A 26,716-nucleotide genomic window follows, 5' to 3' on the forward strand; every position below is an offset into this window, starting at 1 on the left:
CAAATGACTGAAACATAACGCTTTCCTATCGGAGAGCTGTTTTGGTTATGTTGCCACCTGATGGGGAGAGCGATCGTTCTCTGATTGCCAAGGATCTGAAGTTGGTAGGGTACAGGCGCGGAAAATTTGTATTTTGTTATGTTGTGAGAAATTCCTCGATTTGGTCACAGTTCTCAAAAGCGGCTGCTCGTGAATTTCTGTTAGGGCCTTGCTTGCAAGGACGAGCGTTCTCTCTGATGCAGCTGTTACACACCTGACAGTAGCAGTACGTTTCCTAAGACATACTGCTACTGGTCTGTTCACTTAGTGGTTATATTTCTTGATCTCACCACTGGCCAGACGCGCCTTGTAACTGATCATTTCGCGTCGCACGATTGGTGCAAGGAAATACAGACCTAGGATGTTAGGCACACAGATTAGGAATACTAATGCATCCGAGATATCCAAGATCGGTCCAAGCTGCACCATGCAACCCAGTGCAACAAACGCGCAGAAGATCAGCTTGTAGATCGTCTGCCCCATTTGGCCTTCGCCAAACAGATAAGTCCATCCTTTAAGCCCGTAATACGACCAGGAAATCATGGTCGAGAAGGCGAAGAGCAGAGCCCCAAATGCTAGTGGCAGTGGAAACCAGCTAATCTGACGTTCAAACGCCGCTGACGTCATAGCCACACCTGTTGCATCGCCGGCAAAGTTCGGATCAGCAACCTGACTTGTCCCGATCACCAGTGCTGTGATGGTACAGATGACGATAGTATCAATGAACGGCTCCAGTAGTGACACATAACCTTCTGTCACAGGCTCAGGCGTTCTAACCGCAGCGTGGGCGATGGACGCGGATCCGATACCTGCCTCGTTCGAAAACACAGCGCGTTGGAAGCCGATGATCAGCGCACCAATGGCACCACCTTGAACGCCTGCACCGGTGAAGGCACCGGAGAAGATATTACCGATGGCGGCAGGGATTGAGGTGAAGTTCATCAGGATCACGACGATGGCGAAAAAGCAGTAAAATATCGCCATGAATGGTACGACTTTCTCTGTCACTCGTGCTATGGACTTAATCCCGCCGATGATGACCGCAAAAACAACTGCAGCAAGGATCAAACCAACTAGCCAACCCATACCATCCAGCGCACCACCTGCGACGGTGTTGAGCTGAACATAGGCCTGGTTGGACTGGAACATGTTGCCGATGCCCAAGGCGCCAATGAAGATACCGACGGCATAGAAAGTCCCCATGAACTTGCCAAAGCCGCCCATGCCGCGTTCTTCAAAGCCTTTCTTCATGTAGTACATCGGGCCACCAGAAACCGATCCATCTAGATTTTCGTTCCGATATTTCACGCCCAAGGTACATTCCACAAACTTCGTCGACATTCCTAGGAAGCCTGCGACAATCAGCCAGAAAGTTGCTCCTGCTCCGCCAATGGTCACCGCGACAGCCACACCACCGATGTTACCAATACCGACCGTACCAGAAACGGCGGTGGCCAGTGCTTGAAAATGTGACACTTCGCCAGGGCTGTCGGGATCGGCATAATCGCCACGCACCAATTGGACGGCGTGTTTGAAGCCAGAGACGTTTACAAAACCCATATAGCAGGTAAAAAATACAGCTCCGATCACAAGCCACAGCACGACCAGCGGAAGTCCTGCACCAAAAACGTTGATCTTGAAGAATACAAAACTGCCGATCGCGGATGCGATTGGCGCTGTAATTTCATTGATTGTTTCGTCAAAACCCGCATGTGCGGGAAGTGACAAAAGCAATAAAGCTGTGAGTGCTCCAAAGAATTTTGTCATTGCATGTCCCTTCTTTCATTATTGTTTTGGCCCCATAGGGGAAATTGTGTCGTGTTTTAGGGTACAACGACAACCGGCACTGGCGAGGTTTGGACAAGGTTGCTCGCGACACTCCCAAACAACAAAGACTTTATACCCGACTGGCCGCGTCTTCCGATAACAATCTGTTGTACGCCATACTTCTCGGCCAGTTTGATCAGGGTTTCGGCGGGTGGCCCGTGCCGGACAACCGTTTCAAACTGGATGCCATCCCCAGCCACCAGTGCTGCGGCGGGTTCAACAACACCGGATGTCGCCCGTTCAATTTCTTCTTCGCGACGCTTATGCCGTTCAGCGTTTTCTTCGGGAGTATTAAATGAGTATGGAGACCACTCGATGACGTAGGTCACAATTAGTTTTGCGCCGCCCAGTTTTGCTCGCTCTCTCGCATAGTTGAGTGCACGTGCGCCGCCGTCACTGCCATCGACCGCAACTAAGACCGAATTTGTCATAACAATTCCTTTCAAATCTCACGTCGTTAGGTGCTGCAGCGACAATATCGTCGAAATGTAGCACATGTTGTGTTTGAGCTTCGGTCAAAACTAGCAACGTGACAAGCCGTGTTGGTCAGAAAGCCAAATTTCAGGTGGTGACGGCGGACTCCCACGGGATCTTGGTCCAGGATGAACCTCACTCAGGCGGTTACCGCTCGGATGGCTAAATTGGTTGACGAGCGGCCCTTCACACGCCGCTCAATGTTGAAAACTCTAGAAATTCAGACGATTGCAAAACCAATCATCAATCCGCGTGTCCATGCTCAAATCTAGCACAGCTCAGTTTCAACCCAACAATATCAACGGCTTAACCTACCGTAACGCGCATTTAAAATCCTCGTGTCGGTGGTTCGATTCCGCCCCAGGGCACCATGTAAAAATCAACAGAGCATTCTGTTGGCTTCTTTCTGTGTCAGTGGGGAAACACGCTCGCGTAGCGGCGTTAAGTTACACAATATTTGCAATGTTGGAAAATCGTCATCTCCCAGCTTGATAGGGCGGTCATGCCTTTGGGCCGGGATCTCCCAACTGTTGAAAATGCACAAGCCAGTGGGAGATCAGATTGATTGGATTGTTTGCGGGGGTAAGGCTTTACAGGGGCCAACGATCACCAACGTCTGCTATTTAACTGCACCGGCGTGGCTGCGTTGAGGTACGCCTTCATATACTTATTAGCGACGCCCGCATGACGATAGAAACGTCCAGCTGGCGGGTCACTTTTTCAGATCGTTTCTCAATCAATCCGACCAAGCTTTGGGCTGCGATACGACCCATTTGACGATGGGGCACATGCACAGTGGTAAGAGCCGGAAAAACGTGTTTGGCCAACTCGATATCGTCGAACCCGGTCACTGAAACATCGCGGGGTACATCAAGATCCAGATCGCGCGCCTTGGAAATGGCCCCAGATGCCAAAACATCGTTTCCGCACATTACAACTGTTGGTTTTTCACGGGCTTGCATCAATTCGGCAAAAGCTGCCGCGCCGTTTTCTGTTTCATATGGGGTTTCTATGACGGGCAGGGCGGCCAGATCAAAACCGTGCGCCTGCCAGCTGTCTTGGATGCCGGCCAACCGTCCGGCGGCGCGGTCGTTTCCTTCGGTGATGCCAGAAATCACAGCAATCCGGCGGTGCCCCATTTCAATGACACGATCCGCCAAAAGCCGCATCGACGCGCGGTTGTCAAACCCGACTGAGGCGTGGCCTTTGTCCGGCATAGAGGCCCAAGCCAGAACAGTGGGAATGCCTCGTCGCGCAAGGTAGTCATAAACGGCCTCGTCCCGTTCATAGCCGATCAACAGCAGACCATCGGCGCCACGAGCCACAAGTTCCCGAATTTGCTGGGCTTCCAGTTTCGGTTGATAGGCGCTGCTAGAGACGAGCAGATTGTACCCTTGCTCAAGCAGTGTTTCCTGAAACGCTTGCAGCCCGCGTGCGAAAATCGCGTTCTCCATCGTTGGGATAATTGCGCCAATTGTATGTGATTGTTTTGCTGCCATGGCCCGCGCGTTGAAGTTCGGGGTGTAGCCAAGCGATTCGACGGCCTCCATCACTTTTGACAGCGTTTTGGGTGACACTTTTTGCTTTTCATTCAAACAACGCGACACCGTTGCCGTCGAAACGCCTGCAGCATTTGCGACATCATCCAACGTGGGAATGTGCGGTGATACGTGCATTTACAGTGGGTTCCTTGGAATATCCTGATGGTTCCAACGTATGATAACAATCGATGCTGTAAAAGATGTAAGCGCTTGCAATTCACATTTGTAAGCGCTTACACTGAAGCAAGAACCAGACAGCAGGGAGGCTCGTCATGTTTCTCATTGGTGCAGTTATTGTATTCACGGTGTTCTTTTCGAACGTGGCTTTGGGCGCTTTTGCCGATGCAGCGTTTCTTGGAGACGTTGGGGAAATGTTGGTTCTGTCTTGTGCGACGGTTCTGTTTGTCGTCGCCATTTTAAGAAAAGAAGCTGACCGCTCGAAGAACGACGGCAGTTAACAAGCCCAAAGGGAGGAGATCCAAATGGATCATCAAGATCGCAAAGAGATTGCGTCACTAGAACGCCGGAATTTTCTGAAAGTTGCATCAACTGCGGGCTTCACCGCCGCCTTGGTCGCAGGTGCCGCAGGAACGCTTTGGTCGACTGAGGCCGCAGCGCAATCAGCCAATGAAGAGCGTGATCGCGAAGCCGCAGCAGAGCACACAATGACCATCGCTACAGCTTATGTTCTGGGTGCATCGCGCAGCTATCCGATCATGCAGCTGGATCTCAAAGAAAACATCCAGAACGCCACAAACGGCAAAGTCTATGTCAAACTGGCCCCCGGTGGTCAGTTGGGTGCAGGCGGCGCGCTTGTTCAGGCTGTTCAGGGTGGCACCATTCAGGCCGCGCAGCATTCGCTGTCCAACTTTGCGCCTTTCGCCTCCACAGTTGATCTGATCAACATGCCTTACCTTTGTGGTTCCAATCAGCGTTTCACCAACCTTGTGAACTCTGACTTCTGGAACACCAACGTCACACCCAAGATCGAACAGAACGGCTTTAAGCCTTTGTTCTACGTGAACATCGACCCGCGCGTTGTTGCGGTTCGTAAAGGTGGCAACGGTGCCGTACTGACACCAGGTGACTTGGACGGCGTGAAATTCCGCGTGCCGGGTTCCGCCATGTTGCAGCAGTACTACCGTATGGTTGGCGCCAACCCGACGCCGGTTGCATGGGGTGAGACGCCTTCTGCGATCCAGCAAGGTGTGGCTGATGCGCTTGATCCATCTGTTGGCGCACTTTACGTCTTTGGGTTCAAAGACATGCTGTCCCACGTGACGTTCACGCAGGCCGTTCCGGATTCGCAGGTTTATTCGTGTAACCTCGAATGGTTCAATTCCATGCCTGCTGACGTTCAGGACGGGATCATGTGGGCGTCCGAGATGTCCGGCCACCAGAACCTTGCCAAAGTGCCATCTGCGCGGGCGCATGCCATGGCTGAGCTGTCCAAAGCTGGCGTCGAATTCCACAGCCTATCTGAGGATCAACTGGCCGAATGGAAAGCAGCCGGTGGCTATCAGCGTTCCGAATGGGACAAGTTCAAAGTCGAGCTTGCCGGTTCCATGGACGCCTTTGCGCAGATGGAAGAAGCTGCGGGTACGCAAGGCAAATACTACGTACACGACGCGTAAACGAACCCGTCGGACGCTTTTTCAGGCGTCCGACACCCTTTCTCTTCGACATGCAAAGCGGTCCGCACACGGGATGTGCCCTCTGTTCGCATGACAACCGAATGGACAGATTATGGAATTCCTGCGCAAATTTGATAACAACGCGGAACGCTGGCTGCTTTTGACCTTCTACGTGATGCTGGTCATCACAATGGCCGTCGAAGTGCTGCGCCGCGAGATATTCGCCTATTCGTCCATTTGGGGCGAAGAAATCGTGCGGTATTCCTTTATTTATCTGGCGTGGATCGGGGCCTCTGCGGCCGTTAAGGAACGTGCGCACATCCGCATTGATGTGGTCATGCATTATCTTGGCCAACGCCCCAAAGCGCTGCTTTATATGTTTGGCGACATCGTCATGATGATTGTCGCTGCCATCGCGCTGTATTGGTCGTTTGAATCGGTACATGTGTCGTGGAAGTTCGGATCTGTGACGGATGGTTTGCGCATCTCGAAGGTCTGGTTCCTGATGGCGGTGCCAACAGGTTTTGGCCTGATGATCTGGCGCTTGCTGCAATCGCTGCGCCGCGACTTCATTTCCCTCAAGACTGGTAAGCCGGTCTATGAGGGCGACACCCTCTTTGATTAAGGACCTGCGCGATGCTGTGGAATACGCTTGAGCAGACGGTAGAACTTGGCTGGGATTTCTACGTTCCTGTGATCCTCTTTGTAGCGCTGATTGCTATGGCGGTGCCTGTTTGGGCGGCCATTGGGTCTTCGGCAATTTTGATGTTGTTGATGTCCGGCGACCTGCCGCTAAGCCTTGTCGGCGAACGCCTGTTTACCGGCATCGACGCGTTTGCGTTAACTGCGATCCCGTTGTTTATCCTGACGGGCGATGTGCTGGTGCGAACCGGGCTCAGTCGGAAATTTCTTGACGTGGCCGAGGCACTGACATGCTTTACCAAAGGCGGGTTCGGGTCTGCCACGGTTCTGGTCTGCGGCATGTTTGCCGCGATTTCAGGGTCTGATGCGGCGGGTGCTGCCGCCGTGGGTCGCATGACAATCGCGCGTCTGGTCGAGGCCGGATACCCGCGCCCCTATGCCTGTGCTTTGGTGGCGGCGGGGGCCTGCACGGGCATCCTTATTCCGCCGTCCATCGCCTATATCATTATCGGCCTTGTGCTGGGTGTCTCAGCATCGACGCTGTTCCTTGCGGCGCTGATCCCCGGCCTGTGCATCCTTTTTGCTATTCTGGTCACCAACCTCGTTGTGAACCGGATCTATGCCTATGAGGGCGGCGGCAACCTGACATTCATGGAATGGCTGACCAATTTGGGCCGCTCGCTCAAATCCGGTTGGTATGCGTTCATCGTTCCCGGCATCATCTTTTACGGCATCTTCTCGGGGCGTTTGACCCCGACCGAAGCTGGCGCCACAGCCGTTGTCGTCACCATTTTGATGGGCTTTATCCTCAGAACGCTCAGCTTTGCAGACTTTCCTGCGATGTTGGTCAGTTCCGCCAAAGTGAACGGTGTCATTCTGCCAATTATCGCCTTTTCCGCCCCCTTGGCCGAAGCACTGGCAATCATGGGTGTGCCGCAGGGTTTTGTAACATCCGCCACCGGTCTCACGAATGAGCCGTGGATCCTGATCTTGCTTATGATCGGCATTCTGATCGCGGCAGGTTGTGTGATGGAAACCACGCCCAACATAGTGATCCTGGCACCCATCCTTCAGCCTTTGGCCGAAAACATCGGCATGAATGAAATCCAGTTCTGCATCATGATGATCACTGCCCTTGGTGTGGGTTTCATCACGCCACCACTGGGCCTTAACCTCTTTGTTGTCTCGGGCATTACGGGCGAATCTATTCTGAAGATCGCCGCACGCGCCGTGCCCTTTGTATTGTGCATGTTTGTCGTGGTGTTATTCATTGCCTATGTGCCAGCCGTTTCAACGACTTTGCTTCCAGATATCTACAAGTAGGACCCCCCAAAATGACACGCGAATATCTCAAAAAGGCGACCCTGACTTCGGCGTCCGGCGCATCCGACGTCCACGATACGGTTGTCTCAATTCTGGATGACATCAAAGCGGGTGGCGACGCCAAAGCGATGGAGTATGCCGCAAAGTTCGACAATTACGCGGGCAATGTTCTGCTAACGCAAGCCGAAATCGAGGCCGCAGGCGCGTTGGTGCCGGACAAGTTGAAGGCTGATATCCAGTTCGCCCATGACAACGTCAAACGCTTTGCCGAATTGCAAAAAAGCACCGTTGCCGACGTCGAGATGGAGATCAAACCGGGCTATGTGGCTGGTCAAAAAGCGATCCCTGTCGATGCGGCAGGCTGTTACGTTCCCGGCGGTCGCTACAGCCACATTGCAAGCGCTATTATGACCGTCACCACAGCGAAAGTGGCGGGATGCAAACACATCACTGCATGTTCGCCACCGCGTCCCGATGTTGGCGTGGCCCCTGCCATCATCTATGCCGCGCACATCTGCGGTGCCGACAAGATTTTGGCGATGGGTGGCGTGCAAGGCGTCGCCGCTATGACCTATGGGTTATTCGGTTTGCCAAAAGCCAACATCCTCGTCGGTCCCGGCAATCAGTTTGTGGCCGAAGCCAAGCGCATCTTGTTCGGCAGTGTCGGCATCGACATGATTGCTGGCCCCACGGACAGCCTGATTTTGGCGGACAAACATGCCGATGCGCATATTGTGGCAACCGATTTGGTCAGCCAAGCCGAACATGGCTACAACTCTCCGGTGTGGCTGGTCACGGATGATCGCGCATTGGCCGAAGACGTCATGGCACGGGTGCCCGATTTGATCGAAGATTTGCCGCAGCTGAACCGCGACAACGCCTTTGCGGCGTGGCGCGATTATGCCGAAGTCATCGTGTGCGAAGACCGCGTCGACATGGCGAAATGCAGCGATGAATACGCCCCAGAGCATTTGACCGTGATGGCCGAAGACCTTGATTGGTGGCTGGAAAACCTGACCTGCTATGGCTCTTTGTTCTTGGGCGAAGAAACCACCGTGTCTTACGGCGACAAAGCGTCGGGCACCAACCACGTGTTGCCGACTTCAGGTGCTGCGGGATATACGGGCGGCCTTTCCGTGCACAAGTACATGAAGATCGTCACATGGCAGCGCGCCACGCAAGAGGCCTCTAAGGATGTGGCGATTGCGACGGCCCGTATTTCACGGCTTGAAGGGATGGAAGGACACGCGCGCGCCGCGGATGTGCGCCTTGCCAAATACTTCCCCGGCGAAAATTTTGACCTGACAGCCGAAGGGTGAAGACGTGACCCAGACCGCCGCCCTTTTTGATCTGTCTGGCAAGGTTGCCTGTATCACGGGTGCCAGTTCCGGCCTTGGACGTCGCGCGGCGATCGCGCTGGCTGCGGCGGGGGCGTCGGTTGTGGGTATCGCAAGACGCGCAGAGGCGTTGGACAGCCTTTGCGCTGAAATCGGTCCCAAGGCTGCGCGGGTCGTGGCCGATGTGGCGACCCGCGACAGCCATGCTCAACTGGTCAGCGATGTGTCCGCCCCCTTTGGCGCACCGGACATTCTGATCCATGCGGCGGGTGTCAACACGCGGCAAGCGGCGGATGATGTGACACCAGAGGGATGGGATCAAACAATTGCCCTGAACCTGTCTGCGCCGTTCTTTTTGTCGCAAGCCTTTGTACCTGCGATGCAAGCGAAAGGCTGGGGGCGCATCGTGAATTTTGCGTCGTTGCAAAGCACACGGGCCTTCCCGGGCGGCATTTCCTACGGCGCGACCAAAGGCGGCATCAGCCAGTTGACCCGCGCCATGGCCGAGGCGTGGTCCCCCCATGGGATCAACACCAATGCCATCGGGCCGGGTTTTTTCCCAACGGAACTGACGGCGGCGGTTTTTGACGATCCGGCACGTGCGGATCGCAACGCCGCGCAGACTTGTGTGGGGCGCAACGGCACGCTGGAAGACATGGACGGTCCGATCCTGTTCTTGTGCTCGGATGCGTCGGCCTTCGTCACAGGGCAGGTTCTTATGGTTGACGGGGGGTTCACCGCAAAATGAAAGCGCTGGTTTATCAAGGTGTTGAAACGCTGGGTTTCACGGATGTACCGGATGCTGTGCCGCAAGCCGGAGAGCATCTGATCAAGGTCGAGGCGGTCGGTATTTGCGGATCCGACATGCACGCCTATCTCGGCCACGATGCACGGCGCCCTGCGCCGCTTATTTTGGGTCATGAGGCGGCTGGTACGATTATTGGCGGGACACATGACGGGATGCGCGTCACGATAAACCCGCTGGTGACCTGCGGTGTTTGTCCCGCTTGCAAGGCAGGCCGCGAAAATCTGTGCCCTGAGCGGCAGATCATTTCGATGATGCCCCGCGAAGGCGCGTTTGCGCAATATGTGGCGATGCCGATGTCCAATCTGGTCGAAGTGCCGGATCATGTGCCGCTGGAAAAAGCTGCATTGGCGGAACCATTGGCCGTCAGTTGGCATGCGGCCCGATTGGCGCTTGAGGCGCTGCACCCGTCGATGGACCGTCGCGCACTGGTGATCGGTGGCGGCGCCATCGGTTTGGCCGCGTCCCTTGCGCTGAAAGCGATGGGGCTGGACGATGTGACAATCGTGGAACCTGATCCCGCCAGATGTGCCTTTTTGCAGGACCAAGCGGGGCAGACGGCCGTTGCATCAACCGAATTGAGCTTTCCCATCGTGATTGACGCGGTTGGCTTCGGGGTCACGCGTGCCTCTGGGTCCAGCCTTGTGCAGCCGGGGGGTGTCATCGCGCATGTGGGCTTGGGGGATGACAATCCCGGGTTTGATGTGCGCCGCGCGACTTTGCAAGAGATCACCTTTATCGGCACCTATACCTACACCGCCGCCGATTTTCGCGACACGGCTGCAGCCCTTTTTGACGGGCGTCTTGGCCCGTTGGACTGGACGCAAACCCGCGCGTTGGCTGACGGGGCAAGCGCATTTGCCGATCTGCGTGCAGGCAGGGTTGCGACACCGAAAATCATTTTGGACCCTTGGTCTTAACAACGACGGCCCAACCGGAGATCTCCCCCGTGTATCAAAAAATCCTTGTTCCCATGGCGCTTGACCACGGTGTGTCCAAAGGCACTTTGGAAATCGCCAAAGCCCTGACCGGCGGCTCTGGCGAGATTATTGCCCTGCATGTTTACGAGGCGCCACAAGGATCGGTTCAGGCTTATGTCGATGACGAAGTCAAACAAGAGGGGCTTGCGCGGGCACGGGCCGAATTGCAGGCAAAAACCGAACACCTAAGCGGCGTGACAGCCGAAATGGTGGTTGGACACACCTATCGCTCCATCATTGATTATGCATCGACGCACAGCATCGATTGCATCGTCATGGGATCACACAAACCGGGGTTCAGCGACTATTTGCTGGGCTCTACTGCTGCGCGTGTTGTGCGGCATGCGCCCTGCGCTGTGCATGTGTATCGCAGCACCTGACTCAGGCATCTTCGATTTTTCTACCCAATCAGAAAGGCTTTTCTCTTATGAATATCGACAAGAAGATCGTGGACGATCTTGTCGCAAATGACGTCTCATTCGTGACCACCGTGCCGTGCAAACAGCTTGCTGGTGTGATCGAAGAGGTCGAGGCGCGCGAAGACATCTTCCATATTCCCTCAAATAAAGAAGACGAAGGCATGGGGCTGTGTGCTGGTGCTTTTATGGGCGGCAAACGGCCTGCTATCATCATGCAAAACACCGCCATCGGTGTGACCATCAACACCTTGGCGACGCTGACGCAATTCTACCGGATGCCGTTGCCGATGATCATTTCCTACCGTGGTGAATTGCGCGAACCCGTGGCCTGTCAGGTCGAAATGGCTGTGCACACAAAGGCACTGTTGGCGCAGCTGAACATCCCGACCTATCACTTCCACTGGAAAGATGATGTCAAAGAATTCGATAACATCCTGAAATACACTTTCATGTGCAACAAACCTGTGGCGATCCTGACCGACGCCAACTTCTGGGGAGGCTATGGCGACCAATGATCCGTTCTGAAATTCTCAAAGAAATCGCCCCGATTCTGAACCCGCACCTTGTTGTGTGCAACATCGGTCTGCCCAGCCAAGAGCTGCACATGATCGACGACAACGAACGCAATTTTTACATGCTTGGCACGATGGGCTTGTCGTCTTCTATCGGTTTTGGTCTGGCGCTGGCACAAGACAAACCGGTGATTTCGATCGACGGGGACGGTTCTGTTCTGACCAACCTCGGCACGCTGCCCACCATCGCCAACAACGCGACAGGAAACTACACGCTGCTGATTATCGATAATGGGTCTTATGGATCAACCGGGGATCAGCCAACCTATGCCGGTATGAAAACCAACCTTACCGATGTGGCGCGTGCCTGTGGCTGCGAAAACGTGATCGAGGTGCAGGACAAAGACCTCGGCCCCGTCTTGCAAGCAGCCGTAGACAGCGACCAGATGACCATCATCGTGTGCAAATGTGACAGCGGAAACATCAAGCTGCCCGTCATCACAATGGACCCGGTTGTCATCCGCCACCGCTTTATGGAAGCCGTGAAAGCCTAATGTCTGTCAATGCCATCCACAGTGCCGACGACGCGCGACGTGTTGCAAAGCGGCGCCTGCCTTGGATGGTGTTTGACTACATTGACGGGTCCGCCGGACGTGAAACAGGGGCAGCGCGCAATCGTGCTGCCCTTGATGCCCTGACGTTGCGGCCCCGGATTTTGCGGGACGTTTCATCCCGCGATCTAAGTACGTCATTGTTCGGAACGCAGGCCCAGCGCCCTTTTGGCATCGCGCCGATGGGCATGTGCAATTTAAGCGCGCCGGGGGCCGATCTTATGCTGGCGCGTCTGGCCGCGAAATACAAAGTGCCGCATGGTGTGTCGACCGTGGCGTCCACACCACTTGAGCAAATCATCGACGTCGCCGAAGGGAACGCTTGGTTCCAGCTGTATTTCTCTGGCGACGGGATAGGCACCTTCAAACTGGTCGAACGGGCCGAGGCGGCAGGCTACACCACCCTTGTTCTGACCGTTGATGTGCCAGAAGTTGGTCGGCGCCCGCGTGAATTGCGGCACGGCTTCAAGATGCCGTTCGCGATCGGGCCGCGCCAGTTCGTTGATTTTGCTTTGCACCCACGATGGTCGTTGACGCAGCTGGCCGCTGGCAAACCCCAAATGGCCAACTTCGAGATGGACGGTTATGATTTTGACCGCACTGAAAGCCGGGCGCGGGCGACATGGGACACATTGGCCAAATTGCGTGACATGTGGCCCGGAAAACTTGTGGTCAAAGGGGTGTTGGACGTGGAAGACGCAGCAGGCCTGAAGGCCGCTGGCGTTGATGGCATTCAAGTGTCCAGCCACGGTGCGCGCCAGTTGGAAAGCGCGCCAGCCCCAATCGACATCCTGCCGCAGATACGCGCCGAGGTTGGCCCCGAATATCCGTTGTTTTTCGATAGCGGTATAAGGTCCGGTGAAGACGTTATGCGCGCCATGCACCAAGGCGCTGATTTCGTGTTCTTGGGCCGAATCCTACAGTTCGCCATCGCAGCTGGGGGGGAGGCGGGGTTGCACCGGCTTTGGACCATTCTGAGCGATGAAATGAGCATCGCAATGGCACAGACAGGACAATCGCAGCTTGTCGCCAATGCCGGGCTTGACCATAGTTGAAGCTCTGTGTGCGGTTTAGGTCAACGCGCACATCAGCGAGAAACCATTGCATGCCGCCTTTGGGATGTTGTGGTCAGAATTGGGCAGCCAGGTGATCGATAACTGCGCGAATTCGTGCCGTCAGATGGCGGCTTGGCGGGTAGACAGCATACAGCCCCAAAACCTTTGCTTCTTCCGCTTCAAACAGCAATTGCAGCCGTCCCGCGTCCAGAAAAGGTTGCGCGGTGTAAAGAGGCACCCGACCAATGCCGAGACCATCAGCCGCCATATTGGCGACAGCACGCGGCGAATTGGCACGAAAGTTTCCCGATACGGCGACATTGTAGGTCTTTTGGGGCCCTTGAAATTCCCATTGATCAATATGAGAAGACGTTGTTTGCAAAAGGCAATTGTGCGTGGTCAATGCGGCGGGTTCGCTTGGGTGGCCGTGCTTTTCCAGATACTCCGGCGCGGCACAACACACGATGCGCATATCCATGAGCTTGCGAGCGACAAGGCTTGAATCCTTCAGTGCACCAAAACGCACTGCAAGGTCGTGACCTTCCTCGATCAGCGAAACATGGGCATCAGATAAATGAAGCTCGATAGACACCTTCGGATTTGCGGTTTGGAAGGGTTTTAGCAAATGAACCAGCTGCGATGATCCGTACCCCGTTGGTGCAGTAATGCGAATTCGACCTGCCAGCTCTGACTGACGTTGTTGAACCAAGCCTTCCAGTTCGTCAAATTGTTCAAGCAATGGCAGACACCGATCGTAATAGGACCGTCCGGTGTCTGTCAGGGTGACGCTTCTGGTGGTGCGGTTGAACAGTTGGGCGTTCAGGCGTTCCTCTAGCTGGCCGATGTATTTGCTGGCCAATTTGGTGCTGATCCCGACCTGACGCGCCCCTTCCGTAAAGGACGCATGGGCCGCAACAGCCGCAAAGGTCTTCATTCCGGCAATGGTGTCCACTATCTACGCCTTGTTCATAAATATTCTACAAGTGGGTATATTATCGCCAAAACCCTTTCAAGTTATCTCTTTCCGCATCGCCGGAGACATCCTCTGGCCCCACAAGAGGAACATCACATGTCCAACGCAATTCGTATTCACAGCTTTCCCTTGTCCGGTCACGCCCACCGCGTGGTTTTGTTCGCAGGTCTTGCAGGCATCCATCACGATGTCATCAATGTGGACCTCGGCGCTGGTGCCCATAAATCAGATGCCTACCTTGCCAAAAACCCCGCCGGACAAGTGCCAATGATCGAAGATGGTGACACAGTGATCAGCGACAGCAACGCCATTCTGGTCTATCTGGCGCGTAAATATGCCCCGTCCTACATTCCCAATGATCCGGTTGGCGAAGCGGAAGTGCAAAAATTTCTGACTTTGGCTGCGGGAGAATTGGCTTTTGGCCCGGCAGCTGCGCGGCTGATCAACGTCTTCAAGGCACCGCTGGACAAGGACTTTACCCATGCCACGGCCGCAAAGGTTTTGGGGAAGTTGGACGCACATCTTAAGGGGCGCGATTGGTTGGTGGGCGACGCGCCAACAATCGCGGATGTTGCGATCTACAGTTACACAGCGCACGCACCCGAGGGCGACGTTTCGCTTGAACCTTACGCGAACGTACGACGTCTGTTGACCAACATCGAAGCGTTGGACGGATTTGTTCCGATGCCGACAACGGCTGTTGGCCTAAGCGCCGCATAGACGGTTTGCGCATTGTGCGCCTGACTGTTTATCCCGGCGGTCAGGCGCGCCCCCTTTATTTTCTTCGCTCACGAGGCTTGCAATGAATGTTGCGACATCGAACCCGTCTTCCCCTTTTCATAAGGGTGAACGCGAAATGCAGGACCGCGCAGGTTTGCAGAGATCCATGGAAGCAATTGGCAAGAACGCCATCCGCCCGTTCATGCCGGACCAGCACCGTGCATTCTATGAACAGATCCCGTTTATTCTGGTGGGCAGTGTTGATGGTGATGGGTGGCCTTGGGCGTCGATGCTGACAGGTGGTCCGAACTTTATTACGTCGCCTACCGACACGCGTCTTGATCTTGATGCTCAACCACTGGATGACGACCCGCTGCGTGCAAATCTGGTGACTGGATCGTCTGTCGGGTTGCTTGGGATCGAATTGTCCACGCGTCGCCGCAACCGGATGAACGCGACCGTAAGGACAACCGCTGAAAAAGGCATGTCACTTGACGTTGTACAATCGTTTGGCAACTGCCCTCAGTACATCCAGACCCGCGACATTCAATTTGTGCGGCAGGTGCATGCCGCAGTCGACAGGCCCCCGACGGACACATTCGTAGACATGGATGCCGCGGCACAGGCTTTCATCGGCCAAGCCAATTCATTCTATGTGGCCAGTTCATCGGATGTGGCGGAAAACCCGATGGCAAATGGTGTCGACGTGTCACATCGTGGTGGCCAGTCCGGGTTCCTCAAGGTTGAGGGCAATACGATCCTTGTTCCCGACTTCTCGGGTAATAACTTTTTCAACACATTGGGCAATTTCCTTGTGAATCCCAAAGCGGGTCTGCTGTTTGCGGACTTCAGCACTGGCGATGTGTTGATGTTGACTGGCACGACAGAGGTTTTGGATGCGGATGCACCCGAACTTGCGGGCTTCAAAGGAGCGGAACGCGGTTGGCGCTTTACCCTTGATCATGGCCTACGCATTTATGACGCTTTGCCGTTTCGGGCTGATTTCACCGAATGGTCGCCCAACAGTCTGATGGCCGACAGCTGGGCCAAGGCAGACGCCCGCCAAACGGCTGAGGCTGCGCGAAACACGTGGCGGCCCCTGCGTGTCGTCGCCATAAAAGACGAAAGCAGCGTCATCCGGTCTTTCACATTCGAGGCAGCAGACAAGCAACCGCTTCCTTTGTTCCAAGCGGGCCAGTTTTTGACCATCCGCGTCACCCCGCAAGATGCAGGCCCGCAAATCAGAACATACACAGTGTCATCCGCCCCCGATGATGACGGCTACCGCATTTCCGTCAAACGCGAACCCGGTGGTGTGGTGTCCAATGACCTGCACAACAGGCTTCAGATCGGCGATGTGATCGAGGCGAAAGGACCAATGGGCGCCTTCTACATCGACGCTTTGGACAAACGCCCCGCAGTTCTGTTTGCTGGTGGTGTCGGGGTCACGCCGATGATGTCCATGACGCGGCATGTACTGAAGGAAGGCGTGCGAAAACGCTATACCCGCCCGCTGACTGTGTTTCATGCGGCGCAATCCACCGACCAACGCGCCTTTTTGGACGCGTTCCGCGCAGCCGAGATGCAAAGCGATGGAAAGATCAAATATGTGTCGATCATCGGCGCACCTAAGGACGATGAGATCCAAGGCATTGATTTCGACGCCAGCGGCTTCATCACGCCGGAATTGATAAAAAGCCGGCTATCTTTTGATGACTACGACGTCTTCCTATGTGGTCCGCCGGCCTTCATGCAGGCTGTTTATGACGCGTTGCGCGATCTTGGTGCGCGGGACGTGCGCATTTTTGCTGAAGCATTCGGGCCCGCAGCCCTGACACGTCGTGCTGACGCAGGAACGGCCACGTTTGAACCGGACCCTGAAGCAGACGCAGCAGTGATCACCTTTGCCAAATCAGGTCAAAAGCGGGGCTGGGAAAAAGGCGGCGCGACCTTGTTGGAAACGGCAGAATCGCAGGGTATCACGCCTCCATTTTCTTGCCGAAGCGGATCATGCGGCAGTTGCCTGACCAAAACGCTATCGGGCCGCGTTGCATACCGTACCGCCGTGACTGCCACACACGCGGACGACGAAGTGCTGCTGTGCTGCGCGGTTCCTGCCGAAGGCACCGACACCCTCGTTCTTGATCTTTAAACTTAAGTGGAAGGACTATTCGAATGTCACGCCCCCCTTTGCCGCCATTTACCCGTGAAACCGCAATTCAAAAGGTACGCCTTGCCGAAGACGGTTGGAACAGCCGCGATGCGGGCAAAGTTGCGACCGCCTACACGCTTGATACCAAATGGCGCAACCGCGCAGATTTTGTGACCAATCGCGATGAGGCCGAAGCATTCTTGTCAGGCAAATGGGTACGTGAAAATGAATACCGCCTGATCAAAGAGCTGTGGGCCTTTACCGACAACCGGATCGCGGTGCGCTATGCCTATGAATGGCGCGATGACAGCGGCAATTGGTTCCGGTCATATGGAAACGAAAACTGGGAATTCGCCGAGGACGGCTTGATGCAGAACCGCCACGCCAGCATCAATGATCTGCCGATCCGCGAAGAAGACCGTCTGTTCCATTGGCCTTTGGGACGACGTCCCGATGACCATCCAAGCCTGTCTGATTTGGGACTTTGATCGCGCATCCGGGCGATAGGCTGGACCGGCCTTCAGATTTGCTTTGGGTTTTGGGTATGTGGTCTGGAAAGCAAAACAGGCCGTTCAAAATCGCTCGCCCAGCAACCGGTAACACCAAAAGGGTTCTTCGGAGGCGATTTTTTGGTTCAGGGTGACGGGGGAAAATCCCGTCGCACGCTTTAGGGCGCGCCCCATGTGGGACTGATCTGCAAACCCTGCGTCAGCGGCAACTTCAGCCGGGGTGGACTGCGGATCTTGCGAAATCAGACGATGGACGTCTTCCAGCTTGGCAAAGAAATCCAAAGTTTGTTTGCTTAGCCCTGTGTGTCGTTGAAGGCGTCGTTGCATGGATCGAAGGCTGCGTCCGGCTCCGGTTTGCGCAAGTTGGATCGTCAGGTGATACATCCAGTCTTTGAGCATATCGGGAGCCGTCCGGTCAAACGGTTCACCGTTGCCCTTTGTGCCAACCCAGCTGTGTGCCATTTCCTGCCAGAACTTGGGCCATGCAGCTTCAAGGGGCGGGACAGCCAAAGGGGAAAGGGCGTGTTTTATGCGCGTCGATGGTACGGCGTCCAATGTGCCACCCAATTGCCGCCAGGCGTCGGGAAAGAAGGTGACAGTGGCGGCCAAAACCGGCCCCGCGCTCCAACTCATTTGCGGCTTGCTTTGTGGCGGCAAGAACAGTGTTCGTGGGGAAACGGGTTGTTGTTTGAGGTGTTCAAGCGGAAGGATGCCTTCGGCCAAATGCAGCTGCCCTTCAAAAAACATCGAAACGGAATACAGGGGGGACGCGGGAAAGTAATTGACCCGATCTGCATCGGACAACTGCACATTGCGTGTGTCACGCACAATGCACCCGGCGATACAGCTGGATAGTGATCTGGGTGGCAAAATAAGCTGGCAATTCGACGCCATTGAAACGCCTTTCAAGAATATGACGCCATCGTTCTATAGATTGTGCCGCGGCTGTGCCAGATCATTCGCAACATACAAGAGGTCTACACATGCCGTACACATCCCCACCAAAGAATTACCCTGTTGAAGCTGAACCGCGATTGCCGAACCCTATTTTGCCAACTGCCAATTGGGCCGATGCATTTGAAATCGAAACGCCGCGTGTTTTTTCCGACATGAGACAATTGGCGGAACAGACAATCGGATCAATGCCACGATGGGCGCGGTGGCTTTTGGTCGTGCGTAACATTCTGGTTGTGCCGTTTGGGCTGAAGTCTGACGGATTGGCTGACGGGCAAGGTACTGCAGATTGTATCGATATTTTTCCGGTTCTGGACGAAACAAAAGACCGTATCGTGCTTGGCTTCGATGACCGTCATCTGGATTTTAGGATCGTTGTCGACCGCCACGCAACCGACCGGGCATCTTTTTTGTTGCGGGCCACAACTTTGGTGGGCCGTCACAACGCAATGGGTCGGATTTATATCGCCGTTGTTGCGCCTTTTCATCGTGCTATCGTCAAATCGGTGTTAAAAAATGCAGTTTAAAGTCGTCAATGGAAACGGATTTGGTTGGTCATTTGTGCGCTTTTTGAAGGAATTGCCCGGTGACTACGTTGGAACCTTGTCCAAAGTGCAAGCGCGTCATGGCGATCTTGTGCATTGGCGCGTGTTTGGCGGTGCGACGAATTTCGCGTTTATCAGCGACAGCGCGGTGAACAGGGATTTGTTTGTGCGCAACGCCGATGCACTTGGAAAATCCCCGTCCCAGATACAGACGTTTTTATATGCCGCAGGACCAAGTGTTGCCACGGCGCATGGAGACGCGTGGCGCACCAAAAGAAAAGAAGCAAACAGCCTGTTTTCACGCAGCGCGGTGGAAGCGTCTTGCGCAGGGCAAGTGGCCGTCACGGAAAAATATGTATCCAGTTTAGGCGCGGGCCCGAGTGACGCAATGACAATGGCCAGGCGTTTGGCTGCACTGACATCAAGCCGCGGGATCTTGGGGCGCGAAATCTCTTTGGACGAGGCCGACATCCAAATCGCCTTCAGCCAAGCCGCTGCAGACCGGTTCAACGCGGAATCAGCGCAATTGTTTGCGCGTCCCGATTGGATACAAGCCCCGTCGCGCCGCGAATTGACCCGTCGAAAAAATGAGGTTTTCCCGATTGTTCAAAACGCCATTGATGATTTGCGGCGCTCGAACGCGCCCAATGACGGATTGATGGACCATTATGTGAACGGGGATTTCATCACCTCAACGGACGAGGAAATGCTGACTATTCTTGTCGGCTTGCTGATGGGGGCGCAGGACAATATTGCGGCTGCCGCAGCTTGGATTTTGGCTTTTCTGGCACATTATCCGACCGTCCAAGACGACATTCGAACCGAAGTTGCCAATATAGGATCACAAGCTTCTGATCTTCACGACAGCCCATTGCTTAAAGCAACAATTGCTGAGGTTCTGCGCATGCGACCACCTGCGCCCGCCAACCAACCGCGGGTTTTGAACCGTGCCGTAGAGGTTGCGGGACACAAGCTTCCCAAAGGCACATATATCTTCAATTCATTCTATAATATGCATCACGATCCGCGTGTTTTCGAAAACCCGGAAGCCTTTGATCCTGCCAGATTTTTGGATGGATCGTTGGTGCGCTCGCCGAATTTTGTACCTTTTGGACATGGGGCACGAAATTGCGTGGCTCAGGGTATGGCCATGCAGCAATTGATGGCGATTGTGGTTGGAATTCTGCGTGGCCATAAAGTGGTCGCTCAACAAGAAAGCCTACCGGAAATGGAACAAAAACCGTTTATCGTGCCCGCGCCATTCAAAATAGGAGTTCAGAAAATATAAGCCGCGAAAACAGTGGGGTTCACCTGTTTTTGGATCAGACACGACGCGCACCGTAGGATCCTGACCCTACGGTGCGGTGCCAATCATAGTTTGCATGCCGTTCAAGCCAGATAGCCCTTTTGTCGGTGTTGTCCCAAAAACACTGCTGGCTGTTCGTGTCAGATGCGCTGCATCGGAAAAGCCTGCCTCAACGCCTGCATGCCCGATTTGGGTGCCGCCCATGGCCATGCGCGTGGCCGCGACAATTCCAGCCCAGATTTTGAACTTCCGAAACGTCTGACCGGTTGTGGCCTTAAAGTGTCGCAACGCTTGTGAGCGTTCAAGGTTCAACGCCTGCGCAAGATCCATTTGGGACAGTCGCGTAAACGGGTCGTCATAAAGCCGGCTGACAATCTGCATGACACTTTGATCATGCGGCCCCGAACTTGCATCCAGCATTGCCCGAAATTCTGACACGCTGTGATGGTCGTGCTGTTCAAAGGCTGCGGGCAGGGCGCGCCAATCCGAAGACAACGGACAGAAGGGTGCCACGGATTGCGCCAGATCGACACCATCCAGATAGATGATATCCGCACCGCCCCTTCGGACAGCCACACGGTGGGCAAGACCAGGTGTTATGCACACAATTTCGGCTTCGATGTGCTGCGTGTCATTTGACACAATTACCGGACGCTGTTTCCCGACGATAACGCATGGCATCAGATTTTCATGCATCCCAAGGCTGCCTTCGTCAAAGGCAAACAGATGGTTGTGAAAACTGTGGGGTGTGAAAGGCATAGGCGTGGTTTCAGAATTCGGGTGCGACACCTGTGTTTGGTGCAAGGTGCTTAACGTACAGGGATAGATATCGGATCACGACACTTTCTTGCACGTTTCTTCAAGTCATACATGGGCCACTTATGGGAAGACAGCATCAGTTTGCACTTAAACTGAATGGAAAACTCATGAAGCGTTTCATACGCATCGCGCTAGGTGCGGTGGTTGCACTTATAGGCTGTGGTGTCTTCTTTTGGGTGGTTCTGCCGCAGCGCACGGCAGCTGTGCTGATCCAGTTGAATAACATGTCTGCGGGGCTGGTCGACAAAACACTCGCAACGGAAATAGGCGACATCCACTATCTGGAAGGCGGTCAGGGGCAAACGATTGTGTTGGTCCACGGTATCTATGCCCGCAAAGAGCATTGGGTCGATCTTGCACGCCATCTGGTCGACGATTATCACGTCATTGCGCTTGATCTGCCGGGGTTCGGCGACAATGCGGCTTTGGCCGACGGTGAATATCTATTGGACCGGCAACGCGACAACCTGTCCCTGTTCTTTGATGGTCTGGGTTTGGTGAACGCGCATGTGGCTGCAAATTCGATGGGGGCCTATGTGTCGGTTCTGCTTGCGCAAACCAGGCCGGATATTTTTTCCAGCCTTGCTTTCATCGGCAGTCCCCTTGGGGTTCCAACCCCGCGTCCTAGCGATATGGACAAAGCGTTGGCACAAGGCGAAATACCGTTGCTTGTGCAATCTGAAGACGATTTTCACCAGCGCAACGCATGGCTTTCGCCCAAAATGCCCTATTTGCCGGGGCCGATTTTAAACAGCTGGATGCAAAGCGAAGTGGCGCGTGGGGATCAAAATGCCCGCGTGTGGGACATCGTTCACACTCAATCCGATGTGCCAACCGTTCTGGATATTGCACCCGATTTGGCGATGGATGCATTGGTAATCTGGTGTAACCCAGACAGGATTTTTCACATCAGCGGGGCGCAGGTCTTGGATGCTGCATTGCAGGCCAGCACCTTGGTGACTTTGGAAGGATGCGGGCACCTTCCCATGTTGGATCAAACGGACAAAGTTGCCGCAGCATATCTGGATTTTCTTCAAACCGTCACGCCACAAGGTCTTTCCAAATAGGGCGGATTGTCAGCCTAGCCGGGCGGCAACCCGCTGGCGTGTTTGATCATCGCAGAACGCGGCATTCAGGGCCGTTTCGATGACATCATCAAAATCGGCTTGGGTCCAGCCAAATGTCTTGGACAGCATTTCGTATTCGTGGGTCATTGTGGTGTGGAAGAACGGTGGATCGTCTGTGGAAACGGTCACTTTCACACCGGCGTCGCGCAGTTTCACGATCGGGTGCGCATCCCAGCCCGATACCGCATTCAAGACGACGTTGGATCCGGGGCATACCTCAAGCACAATGCCAGTTTCTGCGATGTGTTGAACCAATGCGGGATCATCAATGGCACCGATGCCGTGCCCGATACGCGCAACTTTGAGGTGCTTGATGGTTTCAGCCACCATTGAGGCGCCGCCCCATTCGCCCGCGTGGCAGGTCAGTGGCATGCCTGCGTCCCGCGCGATGTCAAAGCTTCGTGTATAGTCGGCTGGCCGGCCAACCATCTCGCCGCCAGCCATGCCATAACCGGTTATGAAACTTCCGAAGGTGTCGGCGGCGCATTTCGCCGCTGGAATACAGTTTTCGTGCCCGAAGTGGCGAATGCCTGTAACAATCCCGCGCAAAGTAATCCCGAACCGCGTTTCCGCTTCCGTTGCGGCGTCTTCCATTGCCGCGACATAGTCCCGCCATGCCACAAGGTCGCCACCACCACAAAAGTCAGGTGACACAAACGTCTCCATGTAAACGACACCGTGTTTGGCGGTTTCTTCCAGAACTGCGAACGTCAGCCGGCGAAAGTCTTCGGGTGTTTGCAACGTCGTGCAAGCTGCCTCGTAAACTTGCAGAAAGTGATCGAAATTTTCGAAAGCGTATCCACCGTCGGCTGCGAAAATTTTGGTGATGTCGATGTTTTTCTCAACCGCAAGCTGCTGAATGAAAGTTGGAGGTGCGCAACCTTCAAGGTGGGTGTGCAATTCAATCTTTGGCAGGGTCTGGAACATGGTTGTGTCTCTTTCGATGTGCGCACTGCAGGGCAGAAAAGGGGATTGGACGTGCTTAAACGCGGGCCAAGCGGCAAACCAGTATCGTCAGGACATCATAGCGGATTTTCGCGTATCTTTTTTAGGAAAATATACGCCTGCGTCTTCCTTGGGTTGGGGACTATTGGCCCTCAAAAAAACCCACGATCTGCTGAGCTGCTGTCACCCTGTCGGCAGGCCGTTCCAGTGATGCGCGGGCGGCATGGATGGTTTCTGCTGGCAACTCTTCTTCCATTTCCTCGATCAAGGCCGCGATGAAATCGTCTTTCATTTCAGGATGATACTGTGTTGTCAGCACGTGATTGTCGATTGCAAATCCCGCAATCGGGCAACCGGGCGTCTTCGCGATAACTTTCGCCCCATGCGGCAGCGTCGTTACCTGTTCTTTATGGGCACCATAGATCAGGTGGCGGGCAGAATTGCCCGTCAGGGTGGTTTCCACCGTGCCAAGGACCCACCCGTCAGGATTGTAGTCGATCTTTGCCCCCAATGCGGCAGCGATAGCCTGATGTCCAAAGCACGCCCCGTACACGGGCTTGCGCTGGGCTATAATCGTGCGGATCACCTCAGCCAACTGATCAATCCACGGATCGCCATCGCGGACTGATGCGGGGCTGCCTGTGATGACAAAGCCGTCAAAGCGGCTGATGTCGGCAGGAAAGATGCCATCTTTCACGCTGAACACCTCGAATGTCCACGTGGGGCGCACTTCGTGAAGCAAAGTCTGGAACTTTTCACCATCGCGCGGATGTTTGTCCGCAAATGGGGTTTCGTCTGTGTTCGTCATCAGGATGGCAAGGTGCATGAGAAACTTCTTTACATATTTTTGGTAATATATAAATATATTTAAAGATTAGTAAACTATATGAAAGTGCGTATGACAATTTGGACACCTAACGATGACGGCCACGCGGACCTGACGGATCACGACGCGTTTGTGCAGGGGGCGCCCCACAATACATTTGCGCGATTGCGCCGGGAGGATCCGCTGCATTGGACGGAATGGGACGGGGGCAAAGGCTTTTGGTCCGTCACGCGACATGCAGATATTTTACAGCTGAACCGTCAAAGCGACCTCTTGTCGTCGGCGCGTGGCATCCGGATCGAAGACCAATCCGAAGAGGAATATCTGGCCCGCCGCACGTTTCAGGAAACAGATCCGCCGGAACATATGTCCACGCGCGTAAAAGTTGCCAAAGCCTTTTCAAAACAGGTCATTGCAGGGTTCGAAGGTCAAATTCGCGACCTGTGTGTCGATATTCTGGACGAGGCGCTGCAAGCCGGAACATTCGATGCCACCAAAAAGATCGCCCGCGAACTGCCCATGCGTATGCTGGGCCGTATCTTGGGCACGCCCGACGAAGACTTGCCGTGGCTTGTGGACAAGGGCGACGCGCTTATGGCGAATACCGACCCGGATTTTACCGACCACGTCATGGACAAGCTGGAAACCGATGAGTTTCGCCTGATGCCCTTCAATTCGCCAGCGGGCGCCGAACTGTACCAATACGCAGACACGCTTATGGCGCGCAAAGCTGCGGCGGGGGACACCAGCGGCATCCTGCACATGATCCGTCAGCCGGGACCTGACGGCAAATGTATCAATGAGCGCGAATTCAAGAACTTCTTTTGTCTCTTGGTGGCCGCGGGAAATGACACAACGCGGTATTCACTGGCCGCGGGCATTCATGCCTTGTGCCAACAGCCTGAGCTTTTGGGGCAGATCAAAGAAGGGTCTGTGCTGGACACGGCACCGGATGAGATCATCCGGTGGGCGTCGCCTGCCACATATTTCCGACGCACAGCGACCTGTGATTTCGAGATGCACGGAAAAACGGTCAAAGCGGGCGACAAAGTTGTGTATTGGTTTATCTCGGGCAACCGCGATGACGCGGCCTTTGATGATCCGTTTCGTGTCAACCTTGCAAGAACCCCCAACAAACACGTGGCGTTTGGGCAAGGCGGGCCGCACGTCTGTTTGGGCATGTGGCTTGCGCGACTTGAGGTGCGCATTTTATTTCAAGAGCTCGCCAAACGCATCAAATCTATCGAACCGGCCGGAGATATCCAGTTTCTGCGGTCCAATTTTGTGAGCGGGATCAAAACCCTGCCAGTGACTGTCCAACTTGAATAGGGAACCCCATATGACCGACCGTTTGCGCGCAGTGTTCTGCGACCACCTGAGCTTGCTGCGTGGCAAGTATTTACCCGCCTCCAAAATCGCGACCAGCAGCACCAATTTCTGCCGGTCTACGTTTGGCGTCCATTTCGACAAAGACCTTTTGCCGTCACCCGGTTCTATGATGATGGAAGGGCTGCCCGACATGGAATTGCGCTGGCAGGCGGACGACATCCGCGACAGCTGGCAAAGCGGTACAAAAATCGTGATCGGGGATTTGTATGGCACTGACGGCACACCGTTAGAGATGTGCGGGCGTGGCGCCTTAAAACGCGCGGTTGCGGCGTGGGCGGAAGATGGTTTGACGCCAATGGTCGGGATCGAATTGGAAGCCTTTGCCTTTCAAAGGGATGCAGACGGGGCACTGGTGCCGTATCAGGCGCCGGGGGCTGTGGTTTACGGCACAGGCCCGGGAACCGATCCTTTGGGGTTCAACGATGCCATCTGGGAGGCCGCTACGAAACTTGGCTTCCGGCTGGATATGATCACGGCGGAATATGATGCCCCCCAATTTGAATACACGCTGACCTTTGACACCGCCTTGCAAGCGGTGGACGACATTGTGTTGTTTCGCCAACTGGCCCGCGAAGTGGCGCTGGGCTTTGGGATTGTCCTGAGCTTTCTGCCCAAGCCGATCGCAGAGGCTGGCGGGTCCGGCATGCACATCAATTTTTCTTTCGAAGACCAGAACGGCAACAACGCCTTGCCCCAAAACGGAAAAAGCGGACCTGATCACCTAAGCGATCTGGCACAGGGCTGCATTTCGGGCCTTGTGCACCACCATAAAGGGCTTGCGGGTCTGCTGGCCCCGACGGCCTTGTCCTACAAGCGCCTGCAACCGGCAAGCCTGTCTGGATATTGGAAAAACTGGGGGGGTGACCACCGCAATGTGACAACCCGCGTGACGGAAGAAGGCGGGGCCAAGACACGCCTTGAACACCGAATGGCCGATGCCTCTGCCAATCCCTATACGGCTGTGGCGGCTGTGTTGCAGGCCGCCCGTTTGGGGGTCAAGGAAAGCTATCCATTGCCGGCACGGGAAACCGGCGACGGGTTCGAAGTCACGGACGCCAGCGACGGTGTTGCAGCTGACTTGAACTGCGCAATGGATGATCTGGAAGCAGACAGCGCCTTGGGTGGTGCAGTGGGGCAGGGTCTGATGGACAACCATGTCTTTATGCGCCGTGCCGAGGTTGAAAAGACGGCATCCCTTGATGATGCGGCTTTACGCGATTTCTACATTCATTACATCTAAAGGGGCAAACCT

27 protein-coding genes are annotated in these 26,716 nt (G+C 54.9%); 19 read left to right on the plus strand and 8 right to left on the minus strand.

All coding sequences use genetic code 11. The annotated features are described in order from the left end of the window. Positions 1 to 303: 303 nt before the first annotated feature. From ABJL60_RS18320 to ABJL60_RS18330, 3 genes are all read right to left on the minus strand, one after another. A complete protein-coding gene (locus tag ABJL60_RS18320) occupies positions 304 to 1,806 on the minus strand; it encodes an alanine/glycine:cation symporter family protein (protein WP_348374251.1) in 1,503 nt (500 codons plus the stop codon). Positions 1,807 to 1,862: 56 nt separating this feature from the next. Then, a complete protein-coding gene (locus ABJL60_RS18325; protein ID WP_348374252.1) occupies positions 1,863 to 2,297 on the minus strand; it encodes a universal stress protein in 435 nt (144 codons plus the stop codon). A gap of 702 nt (positions 2,298 to 2,999) precedes the next feature. Beyond that, positions 3,000 to 4,016: a LacI family DNA-binding transcriptional regulator gene (locus ABJL60_RS18330; protein ID WP_348287159.1), complete on the minus strand. Its 1,017-nt coding sequence runs from the start codon at positions 4,014 to 4,016 to the stop codon at positions 3,000 to 3,002. 137 nt (positions 4,017 to 4,153) lie between these two features. Here ABJL60_RS18330 and ABJL60_RS18335 point away from each other — a divergent pair, with 137 nt between their 5' ends. The 11 genes from ABJL60_RS18335 to ABJL60_RS18385 all read left to right on the plus strand — a co-directional run bounded on the left by ABJL60_RS18335 (position 4,154) and on the right by ABJL60_RS18385 (position 13,199). After that, positions 4,154 to 4,339: a hypothetical protein gene (locus ABJL60_RS18335; protein WP_348287156.1), complete on the plus strand. Its 186-nt coding sequence runs from the start codon at positions 4,154 to 4,156 to the stop codon at positions 4,337 to 4,339. A 24-nt stretch (positions 4,340 to 4,363) separates the two neighbouring features. Further along, positions 4,364 to 5,515 carry a TRAP transporter substrate-binding protein gene (locus tag ABJL60_RS18340; protein WP_348287153.1) on the plus strand — a complete coding sequence of 384 codons (1,152 nt, stop codon included), beginning with the start codon at positions 4,364 to 4,366 and terminating at the stop codon, positions 5,513 to 5,515. Positions 5,516 to 5,627: 112 nt separating this feature from the next. Next, entirely contained in the window at positions 5,628 to 6,140 is a 513-nt protein-coding gene (locus ABJL60_RS18345) for a TRAP transporter small permease (RefSeq protein WP_348374253.1), read from the plus strand. Positions 6,141 to 6,151: 11 nt separating this feature from the next. Next, positions 6,152 to 7,480: a TRAP transporter large permease gene (locus ABJL60_RS18350; RefSeq protein ID WP_348374254.1), complete on the plus strand. Its 1,329-nt coding sequence runs from the start codon at positions 6,152 to 6,154 to the stop codon at positions 7,478 to 7,480. Between the two features lie 11 nt (positions 7,481 to 7,491). After that, positions 7,492 to 8,799, plus strand: coding sequence for a histidinol dehydrogenase (gene hisD / locus ABJL60_RS18355; protein ID WP_348374255.1), 1,308 nt, complete (start codon positions 7,492 to 7,494; stop codon positions 8,797 to 8,799). Positions 8,800 to 8,803: 4 nt separating this feature from the next. After that, positions 8,804 to 9,565: an SDR family oxidoreductase gene (locus tag ABJL60_RS18360; RefSeq protein WP_348374256.1), complete on the plus strand. Its 762-nt coding sequence runs from the start codon at positions 8,804 to 8,806 to the stop codon at positions 9,563 to 9,565. Further along, complete coding sequence (locus ABJL60_RS18365; RefSeq protein ID WP_348374257.1) at positions 9,562 to 10,542, plus strand: alcohol dehydrogenase catalytic domain-containing protein; 981 nt, start codon at positions 9,562 to 9,564, stop codon at positions 10,540 to 10,542. Before ABJL60_RS18360 ends, ABJL60_RS18365 begins: the two co-directional genes overlap by 4 nt. 29 nt (positions 10,543 to 10,571) lie before the next feature. Beyond that, positions 10,572 to 10,982, plus strand: a complete 411-nt coding sequence (locus ABJL60_RS18370) for a universal stress protein (protein WP_348374258.1) — start codon at positions 10,572 to 10,574, stop codon at positions 10,980 to 10,982. Positions 10,983 to 11,029: 47 nt separating this feature from the next. Further along, the gene (gene comD, locus ABJL60_RS18375) at positions 11,030 to 11,536 is read left to right on the plus strand and encodes a sulfopyruvate decarboxylase subunit alpha (RefSeq protein WP_348287139.1); all 507 of its coding nucleotides are present in this window, start codon (positions 11,030 to 11,032) and stop codon (positions 11,534 to 11,536) included. Continuing rightward, positions 11,533 to 12,087: a sulfopyruvate decarboxylase subunit beta gene (gene comE, locus ABJL60_RS18380; protein ID WP_348287137.1), complete on the plus strand. Its 555-nt coding sequence runs from the start codon at positions 11,533 to 11,535 to the stop codon at positions 12,085 to 12,087. The genes comD and comE overlap by 4 nt, the downstream gene beginning before the upstream one ends. Next, positions 12,087 to 13,199, plus strand: a complete 1,113-nt coding sequence (locus ABJL60_RS18385) for an alpha-hydroxy acid oxidase (protein WP_348374259.1) — start codon at positions 12,087 to 12,089, stop codon at positions 13,197 to 13,199. Before comE ends, ABJL60_RS18385 begins: the two co-directional genes overlap by 1 nt. A gap of 73 nt (positions 13,200 to 13,272) precedes the next feature. Here ABJL60_RS18385 and ABJL60_RS18390 read toward each other — a convergent pair whose 3' ends face one another. Then, a complete protein-coding gene (locus tag ABJL60_RS18390; RefSeq protein WP_348374260.1) occupies positions 13,273 to 14,151 on the minus strand; it encodes a LysR family transcriptional regulator in 879 nt (292 codons plus the stop codon). 117 nt (positions 14,152 to 14,268) lie between these two features. Between ABJL60_RS18390 and ABJL60_RS18395 the strand changes: the two genes are divergently transcribed. The 3 genes from ABJL60_RS18395 (at position 14,269) to ABJL60_RS18405 (ending at position 17,532) form a co-directional block, all read left to right on the plus strand. Continuing rightward, positions 14,269 to 14,892, plus strand: a complete 624-nt coding sequence (locus tag ABJL60_RS18395) for a glutathione S-transferase (protein WP_348287131.1) — start codon at positions 14,269 to 14,271, stop codon at positions 14,890 to 14,892. 82 nt (positions 14,893 to 14,974) lie between these two features. After that, a complete protein-coding gene (locus tag ABJL60_RS18400) occupies positions 14,975 to 17,044 on the plus strand; it encodes a pyridoxamine 5'-phosphate oxidase family protein (RefSeq protein ID WP_348374261.1) in 2,070 nt (689 codons plus the stop codon). A gap of 23 nt (positions 17,045 to 17,067) precedes the next feature. Beyond that, positions 17,068 to 17,532, plus strand: a complete 465-nt coding sequence (locus ABJL60_RS18405; protein ID WP_348374262.1) for a DUF1348 family protein — start codon at positions 17,068 to 17,070, stop codon at positions 17,530 to 17,532. 84 nt (positions 17,533 to 17,616) lie between these two features. On the opposite strand, the gene ABJL60_RS18410 is transcribed toward ABJL60_RS18405, so the two are convergent. After that, positions 17,617 to 18,381 (minus strand): helix-turn-helix domain-containing protein, encoded by a 765-nt coding sequence (locus ABJL60_RS18410; protein WP_348374263.1) that lies wholly within the window; start codon positions 18,379 to 18,381, stop codon positions 17,617 to 17,619. Positions 18,382 to 18,536: 155 nt separating this feature from the next. Between ABJL60_RS18410 and ABJL60_RS18415 the strand changes: the two genes are divergently transcribed. Both ABJL60_RS18415 and ABJL60_RS18420 read left to right on the plus strand, forming a co-directional pair. Then, complete coding sequence (locus tag ABJL60_RS18415) at positions 18,537 to 19,034, plus strand: DUF2867 domain-containing protein (RefSeq protein ID WP_348374264.1); 498 nt, start codon at positions 18,537 to 18,539, stop codon at positions 19,032 to 19,034. After that, a complete protein-coding gene (locus tag ABJL60_RS18420) occupies positions 19,024 to 20,340 on the plus strand; it encodes a cytochrome P450 (protein ID WP_348374265.1) in 1,317 nt (438 codons plus the stop codon). Before ABJL60_RS18415 ends, ABJL60_RS18420 begins: the two co-directional genes overlap by 11 nt. 66 nt (positions 20,341 to 20,406) lie before the next feature. Here the strand turns inward: ABJL60_RS18420 and ABJL60_RS18425 are convergent, their stop codons facing one another. Then, entirely contained in the window at positions 20,407 to 21,117 is a 711-nt protein-coding gene (locus tag ABJL60_RS18425) for an AraC family transcriptional regulator (protein WP_348374266.1), read from the minus strand. Between the two features lie 167 nt (positions 21,118 to 21,284). Here ABJL60_RS18425 and ABJL60_RS18430 point away from each other — a divergent pair, with 167 nt between their 5' ends. After that, the gene (locus tag ABJL60_RS18430; protein ID WP_348374267.1) at positions 21,285 to 22,244 is read left to right on the plus strand and encodes an alpha/beta hydrolase; all 960 of its coding nucleotides are present in this window, start codon (positions 21,285 to 21,287) and stop codon (positions 22,242 to 22,244) included. A 9-nt stretch (positions 22,245 to 22,253) separates the two neighbouring features. Here the strand turns inward: ABJL60_RS18430 and ABJL60_RS18435 are convergent, their stop codons facing one another. Next, positions 22,254 to 23,231 (minus strand): adenosine deaminase, encoded by a 978-nt coding sequence (locus ABJL60_RS18435; protein ID WP_348374268.1) that lies wholly within the window; start codon positions 23,229 to 23,231, stop codon positions 22,254 to 22,256. A gap of 160 nt (positions 23,232 to 23,391) precedes the next feature. Next, entirely contained in the window at positions 23,392 to 24,075 is a 684-nt protein-coding gene (locus tag ABJL60_RS18440) for a type 1 glutamine amidotransferase (RefSeq protein WP_348374269.1), read from the minus strand. A gap of 72 nt (positions 24,076 to 24,147) precedes the next feature. On the opposite strand from ABJL60_RS18440, the gene ABJL60_RS18445 reads away from it, so the two are divergent. After that, entirely contained in the window at positions 24,148 to 25,404 is a 1,257-nt protein-coding gene (locus ABJL60_RS18445) for a cytochrome P450 (protein WP_348374270.1), read from the plus strand. Positions 25,405 to 25,414: 10 nt separating this feature from the next. Next, positions 25,415 to 26,704, plus strand: coding sequence for a glutamine synthetase family protein (locus ABJL60_RS18450; protein WP_348374271.1), 1,290 nt, complete (start codon positions 25,415 to 25,417; stop codon positions 26,702 to 26,704). Positions 26,705 to 26,716: the final 12 nt, after the last annotated feature.

The organism is Ascidiaceihabitans sp. (genome assembly GCF_039986515.1).
Lineage (GTDB): Bacteria > Pseudomonadota > Alphaproteobacteria > Rhodobacterales > Rhodobacteraceae > Ascidiaceihabitans.

Coding starts and splice junctions, on each gene's coding strand:
- ABJL60_RS18440 (WP_348374269.1), bottom strand. CDS start 24,075: ATGCACCTTGCCATCCTGATGACGAACACAGACGAAACCCCATTTGCG.
- ABJL60_RS18400 (WP_348374261.1), top strand. CDS start 14,975: ATGAATGTTGCGACATCGAACCCGTCTTCCCCTTTTCATAAGGGTGAA.
- ABJL60_RS18330 (WP_348287159.1), bottom strand. CDS start 4,016: ATGCACGTATCACCGCACATTCCCACGTTGGATGATGTCGCAAATGCT.
- comD (WP_348287139.1), top strand. CDS start 11,030: ATGAATATCGACAAGAAGATCGTGGACGATCTTGTCGCAAATGACGTC.
- ABJL60_RS18335 (WP_348287156.1), top strand. CDS start 4,154: ATGTTTCTCATTGGTGCAGTTATTGTATTCACGGTGTTCTTTTCGAAC.
- ABJL60_RS18405 (WP_348374262.1), top strand. CDS start 17,068: ATGTCACGCCCCCCTTTGCCGCCATTTACCCGTGAAACCGCAATTCAA.
- ABJL60_RS18430 (WP_348374267.1), top strand. CDS start 21,285: ATGAAGCGTTTCATACGCATCGCGCTAGGTGCGGTGGTTGCACTTATA.
- comE (WP_348287137.1), top strand. CDS start 11,533: ATGATCCGTTCTGAAATTCTCAAAGAAATCGCCCCGATTCTGAACCCG.
- ABJL60_RS18340 (WP_348287153.1), top strand. CDS start 4,364: ATGGATCATCAAGATCGCAAAGAGATTGCGTCACTAGAACGCCGGAAT.
- ABJL60_RS18385 (WP_348374259.1), top strand. CDS start 12,087: ATGTCTGTCAATGCCATCCACAGTGCCGACGACGCGCGACGTGTTGCA.
- hisD (WP_348374255.1), top strand. CDS start 7,492: ATGACACGCGAATATCTCAAAAAGGCGACCCTGACTTCGGCGTCCGGC.
- ABJL60_RS18320 (WP_348374251.1), bottom strand. CDS start 1,806: ATGACAAAATTCTTTGGAGCACTCACAGCTTTATTGCTTTTGTCACTT.
- ABJL60_RS18445 (WP_348374270.1), top strand. CDS start 24,148: ATGACAATTTGGACACCTAACGATGACGGCCACGCGGACCTGACGGAT.
- ABJL60_RS18395 (WP_348287131.1), top strand. CDS start 14,269: ATGTCCAACGCAATTCGTATTCACAGCTTTCCCTTGTCCGGTCACGCC.
- ABJL60_RS18420 (WP_348374265.1), top strand. CDS start 19,024: ATGCAGTTTAAAGTCGTCAATGGAAACGGATTTGGTTGGTCATTTGTG.
- ABJL60_RS18415 (WP_348374264.1), top strand. CDS start 18,537: ATGCCGTACACATCCCCACCAAAGAATTACCCTGTTGAAGCTGAACCG.
- ABJL60_RS18425 (WP_348374266.1), bottom strand. CDS start 21,117: ATGCCTTTCACACCCCACAGTTTTCACAACCATCTGTTTGCCTTTGAC.
- ABJL60_RS18435 (WP_348374268.1), bottom strand. CDS start 23,231: ATGTTCCAGACCCTGCCAAAGATTGAATTGCACACCCACCTTGAAGGT.
- ABJL60_RS18365 (WP_348374257.1), top strand. CDS start 9,562: ATGAAAGCGCTGGTTTATCAAGGTGTTGAAACGCTGGGTTTCACGGAT.
- ABJL60_RS18350 (WP_348374254.1), top strand. CDS start 6,152: ATGCTGTGGAATACGCTTGAGCAGACGGTAGAACTTGGCTGGGATTTC.
- ABJL60_RS18325 (WP_348374252.1), bottom strand. CDS start 2,297: ATGACAAATTCGGTCTTAGTTGCGGTCGATGGCAGTGACGGCGGCGCA.
- ABJL60_RS18450 (WP_348374271.1), top strand. CDS start 25,415: ATGACCGACCGTTTGCGCGCAGTGTTCTGCGACCACCTGAGCTTGCTG.
- ABJL60_RS18345 (WP_348374253.1), top strand. CDS start 5,628: ATGGAATTCCTGCGCAAATTTGATAACAACGCGGAACGCTGGCTGCTT.